General features: G+C 51.4%; 1 pseudogene. It reads right to left on the reverse strand.

The features are described 5' to 3' along the window. Positions 1-463 precede the first annotated feature (463 nt). A pseudogene (gene tnpC / locus R0J92_RS21310) lies at positions 464-1720 on the reverse strand (IS66 family transposase); the annotation flags it as partial. Positions 1721-1866: the final 146 nt, after the last annotated feature.

Consider the following 1866-nt stretch of genomic DNA (forward strand, 5'->3'; position numbering starts at 1 on the left):
TCCTCCCACCTATTAAGGGAATTGAATCAGCCGAGAGCCCTGCAATCAAGGGCGAGTTTTTCAACAAAATACGCCCTATGCGTAAGACCCACCGGGATTGGCGGTCTAATCTTGATGGAACGTCCGCTCCTTTGATCTCTCATCGTTCGGCACGTAGATCGAACGGCGCCAAGGGCGAACTCCTCCTCGCCGCCATCATCCAGAACCCAAGAAAATTCGCGAATCTACGCCTGAGAAGCATCAAGCGGGAGTCTGCAGGATGGGCTAAACTGCCCGCTCATCGCCTCGCGGGGGCTAACAGTAATCCCCCAAACGCTATGATGCCGCTCACCAGCTTCTTGGTATATTCAGCTGTCAAGGAATCGCACCGACACAAGCACTGGAGAAGACAATACAGCATAGCCTGAGAGCTCTGAACAGTCACTCATACAGTAGAAGGGCGGCGGTTTGCGCCCCCTAAACCTCAGTGCTTGATCCGAAACTCAGGCGGAGCGTTCCATGGTAGTAGCTTCTCATATGCAGAGCGTGGAAGTTTCATCGCGATCTGATCGAAAACCCACTTCAAATAGGGCTCAGCATTCACCTCATTGAGTTTACACGTTTCGATGATAGAGCTATGAATTCCCCAAGCTTCGCCCCCCTCATCACTGACCAGGAATAAGGCATTTTTCCGCAACAGAACTGTCGGTTTGAACATGCGTTCAACCGCATTGGTGTCGAGGTCGATCCGCCCATCATCGACAAATCGCGTCAGATCACTCCATTGCCTCAGCACATAGCGGATCGCTTGCCCCATCTTGCTCTTCGAAAGATGGCGGTCTGCTTGCGCGATCAAGAACGCTCGTAGGCGATCCAGAATGGGAACTGAGAATTGCTGCCGATGCGCCACGCGGATCAGAGGTGGCTTGCCCCGAATTTTTTCTTCCTCTTTATATAGCTCGGCAATAATTCGAATGACCGTTTTTGCGTCCGGAGTTTTGTTGAACTCGTACTCGTCTGTGAAATTTCGTCGGGCATGTGCCCAGCATTTGACTGGCGTGATTTGTTCCACGGGCGTTCCATGTTGGCCAAGTCGACCGTATCCGGCATATGAATCGGTCTGGAGAATGGCCGATACCTCGCTCAAGATGTCATGTATATTGCGCATCGCCCGAGTATCCCGCGGATAATAAATAACTACGGGAGGTTGATTTCCGGAAAAGGATCGGTCGTCACGAAGAAGAGCATGTAGGTAGCTGGTTTTTGTCTGTCCTTTGCCGAGGTGAAGCATCGGTAAGGTGGTCTCATCCATAAACAACCTTTCGCTATTTGCCTTGAGCTCCTGCTCCATCAATTGATAAATTGGCAAAATCGCCTCATTTGCCAAACGGTTCGACCATCGCATCAGGGTGCTGCGGGACAGTTCGATACCTTTGGACAGAAAAATATTCTCTTGTCGGTACCATGGCAACTGCCACCCGAAACGCATCGTGATCGAATTGGCCATAAGCGCGTTGCTCATTGTGGTTTTCGGAAATACTCGCGGTTCAAAGGTTGTCCCGATGATCTTGTCATGCAAGCGACACCGGTACTTTGGATACTCACGCACCGTCACATAGTATTGTGCGGGGATCACTTCCAGCGTCTCATTCTCTTCAATTTCCACAATGCCGCCGCCACATCCGCAGAGACACCTCCTGTCTTCGGTGCCCATGTATATCCATCGCTTTTCAATGTGATCCGGCCATACTCTCGCACCTCGACCGCTTGTATTCCTCGGCTTTGTTTCTTTTGCCTCAGCTTGACCGGCGCTAGGTCATGTTGACAAAAGGCGCACCCAAAGGCGGATGGACGTGATGTCTATGAAGCCAAGGAAGCTCTCAGCGG

Origin of the sequence: Tritonibacter sp. SIMBA_163 (assembly GCF_046535935.1) — a bacterium.
GTDB classification, from domain to species: domain Bacteria; phylum Pseudomonadota; class Alphaproteobacteria; order Rhodobacterales; family Rhodobacteraceae; genus Epibacterium; species Epibacterium scottomollicae.